The organism is Cohnella laeviribosi DSM 21336 (assembly GCF_000378425.1).
Taxonomy (GTDB): Bacteria; Bacillota; Bacilli; order Paenibacillales; family Paenibacillaceae; genus Cohnella; species Cohnella laeviribosi.
Map to the genome: position 1 here is coordinate 10,425 of NZ_KB899864.1, position 7,053 is coordinate 17,477.

At 56.5% G+C, this 7,053-nt stretch carries 5 protein-coding genes and 1 pseudogene; 4 read left to right on the plus strand and 2 right to left on the minus strand.

From position 1 onward, the window contains the following. Positions 1 to 194: 194 nt before the first annotated feature. The 4 genes from F560_RS24755 (at position 195) to rlmD (ending at position 5,696) form a co-directional block, all read left to right on the plus strand. Entirely contained in the window at positions 195 to 899 is a 705-nt protein-coding gene (locus F560_RS24755; RefSeq protein ID WP_019007657.1) for a hypothetical protein, read from the plus strand. Positions 900 to 1,553: 654 nt separating this feature from the next. Further along, on the plus strand, positions 1,554 to 2,690 hold the full coding sequence (locus tag F560_RS26015; RefSeq protein WP_019007658.1) for a sirohydrochlorin chelatase: 1,137 nt from the start codon (positions 1,554 to 1,556) through the stop codon (positions 2,688 to 2,690). A gap of 157 nt (positions 2,691 to 2,847) precedes the next feature. Next, complete coding sequence (locus F560_RS0120760) at positions 2,848 to 3,786, plus strand: diacylglycerol kinase (RefSeq protein ID WP_033396515.1); 939 nt, start codon at positions 2,848 to 2,850, stop codon at positions 3,784 to 3,786. 278 nt (positions 3,787 to 4,064) lie between these two features. Continuing rightward, a complete protein-coding gene (rlmD, locus tag F560_RS0120765; RefSeq protein WP_019007660.1) occupies positions 4,065 to 5,696 on the plus strand; it encodes a 23S rRNA (uracil(1939)-C(5))-methyltransferase RlmD in 1,632 nt (543 codons plus the stop codon). A 73-nt stretch (positions 5,697 to 5,769) separates the two neighbouring features. On the opposite strand, the pseudogene F560_RS26655 reads toward rlmD, so the two are convergent. Further along, positions 5,770 to 6,840 (minus strand): annotated as a pseudogene (locus F560_RS26655) (site-specific integrase). Positions 6,841 to 6,894: 54 nt separating this feature from the next. After that, a partial coding sequence (locus tag F560_RS25310; protein ID WP_019007663.1) for an IS3 family transposase occupies positions 6,895 to 7,053 on the minus strand: 159 nt, incomplete at its 5' end.

Consider the following 7,053-nt stretch of genomic DNA (forward strand, 5'->3'; position numbering starts at 1 on the left):
AAGAAGGGTACTGGGCGGACTACATGGCGGGTCAGCAGCGGGAGTGGTGGCAAAGAGAAAGGAAGGAATTGATACTTTTCCCATAAGGTACTATAATGATTCCATAATCGCAAATCACGGACCTGAAGAATAGGCCGTTCGTTCGGAGTTTTCCGAATGGACGGCCATTTTGTTTTACAGGAGGAGAAGCGGAAATGGAGGAACTTTTTGAACAGGCGTACGGACGGATGATGGAAAAGGCGATCAAAAATGCGCGGGGAGAACGAAGAAGAAAGATTAAGGAAGACCATGGCTATCTGGAGAAGTTGTTTTTGGAAAAAGTGTGGTGGCCGGCTGTCGGGAACCTGAAATTTTTGCATCCGGAATACGAGGTTCGCGATTTTAAAGACGGAACCCGATTTTGCGATTTTGCCTATCTGCCGCCCCGGGGAAGCGGGATGCTAATTGAAGCCGACGGTTTCGGAACCCATTTTCGGGATGTAAGCAGATGGAAATACGGCGATGATATGGAGCGGCAAAATCATTTGTTGATCGATGGCTGGAACCTGCTGCGCTTTACTCGTGACTATATTCTGGAGAGGCCCAGGCAGTGTCAACAAACGTTGCTGTTAGGGCTGGCGAAATGGTCGGGCGCAAGCGATAAAGAGGATATCCCTTTAAATGTATATGAACGGGCGATTTTGCATCTTGCGGCGGAACGGCCGGATGAGCTCACCCCCGTTTTTACGGCACGCAAGCTGGCCATCAATCGCAAAACGGCAACTGCAAATCTTCGGTCGCTGGCAGATAAAGACCTGCTTGCCCCGGTGCATTCGGCAAATGGCCGAACCATGCGGTATGTTCCGGTGAATTCGGTTCCATATTCAAGAAAATTCTTCAGGCGAAAAGACGAAAAGTAGAGTAAATACCGGTCATGGAACGGGACTTAGCGAATCCCGTATGCCGATTCAAAATCAACGATTCAGTGTTAGGGTATGTACAGTGAAAGAAATAGGCAAAGGAAGGTGATCGCCGAGAAACAGGAGCAATTGAACCGTTCCTTACGTCCAACAAATAAGCCATTTTCGCCAAAACGCTGGGCGCTTTCGCGTCTGTCGGTTCTTTTTTGCGCCTGCGCGGGAGTGGCGAGGTTGGCGGTGGGGGAGCGGTGTGCCGGATGCGGCTTCGGTTCCGGGGAGGACGCCGATGCGCATGGGTCCCGGGCCGAACAGGATTGGCGTTGCGGTATGCATGGATGATCCGGTCAGGGACTGTCGTTGCGTATGCATGCAGATTCGGTTAGGGACTGGCGTCGTGTAAACATGATAATCGTTAGGGATTGGCGTCATATATGCACGAGAATCAATTAGGGACTGGGGACGCGTATGCGTGGATCCAGGTCAGGGCCTGGCATCGTGTATGCGTGAGCAAGGCTGTCGCATGCATGGGTTCGAGACGCGCGAGTTCGTCGTTTCGAGTTCGTTGACATTAGGTTAACGTTTCGCTAGCATTAACAAGGAAGGTTTACAACGGTCGGCGTTTCGCGGTTTTTCCGAAAAAGAGGTGTGCGGCTTGTGAAGCCCGGAATATTGGTTATCAGTCACGGCTCCCGAGAGAAGGAATGGGTGGAGCGTGTAGAGGAAACGGTCGCCGAGGCAAGGCGGGCGCTGTCCGGGCTGCAGCCGGGGGGCCGGAAGACCCAGACTGCGTTCGGCCGTAACGCCGATGCCGCCGCCAAAGGCGTAGGCGACGAAGGGGCGTGCGCCGGGCGAGCAACCGACGAGCGGGCGGCTGACGGAAACGCGGCCGGTGAGCGAGCGGATAGCGGCAGTACGGCTGTTGTACGAGCCGTTAACGGAAGTGCGACTGGGGGAAGTTCAACCGACGAGCGAGCGGTCGGCAGCCGTTCAAGAGTCGAAGGTGCGACAGATGAGCGAGCCGTTGAAAGCATTGCGACTGGCGAGGAATCCGGCGTTCAGGGCGCAGCCGGCGAGGGAACCGCCGTCGAGGTTGAGGGCGCTTATTTGGAACTGGTGGAAGGACGGCTCATTCAGGACGGCATCGACCGTCTCGAAGCGGCGGGCGTCACGCATCTGCTCGCGATTCCGCTTTTTCTTTCTACCGGCAGCACGCATGTCGACGAAATCGGCTGGGCGCTCGGCGCCTACCCGAAGCCGCGAAGGGAAACGGAGCTGCAACGGATGCGGGTCCGTGCCCGGCTCACGTACGGGAGGCCGTTGGCCAACGATCCGGAGGTGGCGGATGCGCTGGCGGATTTGGCCGCGCGGGCGTCGGCGAACCCTGCGGACGAGAGCTTGCTCGTCATCGGCCATGGCAGCGACGAGCCGTGGTTTTGCGAAGCTTGGGAACGGGAGCTTCGCGGCTTGGCCGACCGGATCGCGGAGCGGGTCGGCTTTGCGGACGCCGCCGCCGCAACGCTGCGGCCGGATCTGGTGGCGCAGCAGGCGAAGCGGCTGCGGAACAGGCGGCCGGGGAGCCGGATCGTGGCGGTCCCGGCTTTTGTGAGCGGGGGGTATTTTACGGCCAAGGTCGTTCCGGAGCGGCTTGCCGGTCTCGGCTGCGCCTATGTGCCGGGATCGATCATACCGCATCCCCGCGTGACGGACTGGATCGTGCGCCAGGCATTGGAATGGTTGGAGCAGCTCAAGCGTACGGGCGATGCAGGCATGGAGAACGATGGCACAACGTAAGGCGATGACTACGGCTGCAGTTCTTTTTGGCCGATCGTGGCTTGAAAAAAACGCTGCGCGCGGTTGCGCAGATGAAGACGCGGATTTTCGCCGAACCTGGATGGAACCCGATGGTTTTGACAACCGAAAAACCGGAAACGTTGATATTGTCATGCCAATGCAAAAGAGGGGGAGCAAGTTGACGTACAAGAGAGCCCGGTTAATTTACAATCCGACATCCGGGAGGGAAGAGATGCGGCGCCGGCTTCCTTCCATCTTGCAGCGGTTGGAGCAGGGCGGGATCGAAACGTCGTGCCACGCGACGGAAAGCAGGGGCGATGCTGTCACAGCCGCTTCGGAAGCGGTGGAGCGCGGATTCGATATCGTGATTTCGGCGGGCGGAGACGGCACGCTGAACGAGGTCGTCAACGGCTTGTGCCGCCATGAAAAACGGCCGTCGCTCGGCATTTTGCCGATGGGAACGAGCAACGACTTCGCACGCGCGCACGGCATACCGAGGCGCTGGGAAGACGCGGTGGATGTGATTATCCGAGGCCATGAACGTCCGGTCGATATCGGACTTGCGGGCGGGAATTTTTTCATTAATATAGCCGGCGGAGGCTTTTTGACCGAGATTTCGTATGAGGTGCCCAGCAAGCTAAAAACGATGATCGGCCATATGGCTTACTACATCAAAGGCTTCGAGAGCATCACCCGTTTTCGTCCGACAAGGTTGAGGATCCGGGCGGAAGGCATCGAGGATATGGAAGGCGACTATATGCTGTTCCTCATCGCCAACAGCCATACCGTAGCGGGCTTCGACAAGCTGGCTCCCCGGGCGGCGACCGATGACGGTCTTTTTGACGTGATTATTATGAAAAAATGCAACCTTGCGGAAATGATCCGTCTGGCCACGCTCGCTCTGCGCGGTGATCATATTTCGGATTCGCATATTATCCACTTTCAGACGAACCGGATTCAGGTGGAATCGGAGGACCGCGTCCAGCTCAATCTGGATGGCGAGCTCGGCGGCGAGCTGCCTTGCTCGTTCACGATGCTGCCGTCGCATTTGTCGGTGCTGGTGGGTGAAGAGAAGGGACCGGAGCGTCAGGGGTAAATGGAAGGCGAAGTGCCGTTCCCGGCGTTTGATTCACCGGTGTCTAACACGGTCGCAGGTCAAAATCGGCTCCGCCTATCCGTGCCGCATGGCACACAGCGGGTGGGAGCGATGTCGGCATAGGGAATATGCATTGCTTTTTGAGGCTTCCGCCAGTCAAGGTTGGCCGGCATCGCAGCAGGAGAACGGCACCGGTACATGAGCGGCATGAACGTTTCAGCAGAAGTACGGACCCTTTTACGGATCATTAAGGAAAAGGAACGGAGCGTAAGGCGACAATGCGTCATCAACAAAGAAAGCGCGCGGGGCGCGCGCAGGAGCGTCCGACCGGGTTGCCGGTTGAAGCGGGACAATCGATCGAAGCCGACGTGATCGGCTTGACGCATGATGGGGAAGGGGTAGTCCGGGTGGAGGGCTACACCCTTTTTGTTCGCGGGGCGCTGCCCGGCGACCGCGTCCGTGCCGCCGTCGTCAGCGTCGGCAAATCGTTCGGCCGCGCGCGGATGACCGCGCTGGTGAAGCCGAGCGCGGAGCGGATCGCCGCGCCGTGCGCGATCTATGACGCATGCGGCGGCTGCCAGCTGCAGCATTGGGACTACGCGGCGCAGCTGCGCTGGAAGCGGCAGTACGTCGCGGACAATCTGGCGCGCATCGGCAAGCTGCCGGTCGTGCCGCTGGACGAGGCGAGCGGCGGTCCCGACAAGCCGGGGACCGGCATCGCCCGCAAGGATGCCGCCGATGATGTTAACCAGACGGTAGGTACGGCAGAAAGCGGAGCCGCCGGCGTGACTGACGCAGGCTCGGTTTCGGGAAACCTTCCGAATACTCAAGTCGCTGCCAACGAGGCTGAAAGCGCCCCCGCAGAGTCTTCGCGCCCGCCCGTCATTGTCCACCCCGTTATCGGCATGCCCGATCCTTGGCGCTACCGCAACAAGGCGCAGGTGCCGATCGGCGGCGGAGAGGGCGGGCTGATCGGCGGCTTTTACGAGCAGGGCAGCCACCAAATCGTCGACATGGACGTTTGTCTGATCCAGCAGGAGCCAAATGAAGAAACCGTTCGCGCCGTAAAGGCGATTGCGCGCTCGTTAGGTTACAGCGCCTACAATCGCGAGACCGGCCGCGGCCTTCTGCGCCATGTCGTCATCCGCCACGCGGAGGCGACTGGGCAGCGCATGGTCGTGCTGGTCACGAACGGACGGGATTTGCCGCACAAAGACGAGCTCGTATCGCTCATCCGCCGGCAAATCCCGGGCGTCGCGAGCATTTGCCAGAACATCAATACGGAGCGAAGCTCCGTTGTGTTCGGTGAAGAAACCCGCGTCCTGTGGGGCGAAGAAGCGATTTACGACCGGATCGGCGACATTGAGTTCGCCATTTCCGCCCGCTCCTTTTTCCAGGTCAACCCGCAGCAAACGGAAAAGCTGTATCGGACCGCAGTCGAGTACGCCGCGTTAACGGGCGAGGAGACGGTGATCGACGCCTACTGCGGCATCGGTACGATCACGCTGTTCCTCGCCCGCCATGCTCGCCGCGTCTACGGCGTCGAGATCGTCCCGGAAGCGATCGCGGACGCCCGCCGCAACGCGGCGCTTAACGGCATCTTCAACGCCGAATTTGCCGTCGGCCCAGCCGAAGTCGTGCTTCCGCGTTGGCAAGCGGAGGGGATCAAGCCCGACGTGATCGTCGTTGATCCCCCGCGCAAGGGCTGTGACGCCAAGCTGCTGGAAACTATTCTGCAGCTTCGCCCGGCTCGTGTCGTGTATGTATCCTGCAACCCGTCCACGCTCGCCCGGGACTTGCGGGTGCTGGAGGACGGCGGATATCGGACGGTCGAGGTGCAGCCGGTGGACATGTTCCCGCATACGGGGCATATAGAAAGCGTTGCGTGCTTGATATATAAAGGTTTTTGACCACCTGAAAAGCGAGTTGTTGACGAATTGTTGACGAATTGTTGACGAAAAAAGGAGCTGCTGCCGCGGTTCCTTACGCTTTTTTATTCTTCATGGGAATGATGCTATTGAATTTGTTGGCCGCTTCTTTATCAGCGGATTGGAGCGCGTGGCCGTAGACATTCATGGTTGTGGTTATGCTGGCGTGTCCGAGCCGCTCCGAAATGATTTTCGCATGGACTCCCTGGTTAATTAGCAAGGTTGCGGAAGTGTGGCGAAGATCGTGGAAGCGGATGTACCGCAGGCCGTTCTTTTTGAGGAAAGATCGAAAATGCAGGTATGGAGTCTCTGGATAGAATGGCTTGCCATCTGGATTACAGAACACAAAGAAATGATCGCCTCCACGCCACTTGTCCCCCATCTGTAAACGTACTTTGCGGCAGTGAAGATAGTATTCTTTCAACTGGTCGATCAATGCGTCAGGCAGGCTTATTTTCCGTTTTGATTTTTTCGTTTTAGGTTCCGTTATGATCGGCTCACCGTTGACCATCATTGATATACTTTGCTATACTTCTAGCGTTCCATTATCCAGGTCTATATGCTTCCATTCCAGGCCAACTATCTCGCCTCGTCTCAGACCTGTTGTTATTGCAAGGGTAATCATCATTCGCCAATGGATCGGTTCATTTTCCAGGGCTTTAAATAGTGCTGCTACCTCTTCCTCGGTATAAACCTCCACTTCTTTGTAAGTAACCTTTGGCTTTTTGACATCGGAAGCCGGGTTCTTCTTTATGATTTTCCATTCTTCGGCGCGGGACAACACATTGTTAAGTACGCGGTATAGGTAGTGAACCGTTCCAGAAGATAACCGGCCGTGCTTGCCATCGTGACGGCTACCTTCATCAGACAATTCGGAGAGAAACTTTACGATGTGGAAAGGCTTAATTTGGTCCAGGCGCATATGACCAAAAACGGGGAGAATGCGGTTTTTGATGAAACGCATGTATATGTCCAATGTCCTCGGGCTAATCTCTTTCTTGGCATACTTTGTATACCATTCCTCAACAAAGGCCTCGAACGTCATTTTGGCGGGGTCAATATACTCCCCAGATTCAACCTCTACAACAAACTTTGCCAGCTCCTTTTCTGCCTCCCGCTTGGTCATTCCCTTCACTGTTTTTGTCTTTCTGGACCTCTGTCAAGATAGTAGACACAGAATTTATTGATTTAGCGCATTAAAGTAGTATTGGCGTTCAAAATCAGCTGGCGTGTTGTATCCGATCGACGAGTGGATACGTTCATTGTTGTAAAAGACCTCAATATACTCGAAGATGCTTTTCTCGGCTTCTGCACGGGTTTCGTACTTGTTCAGATAGAT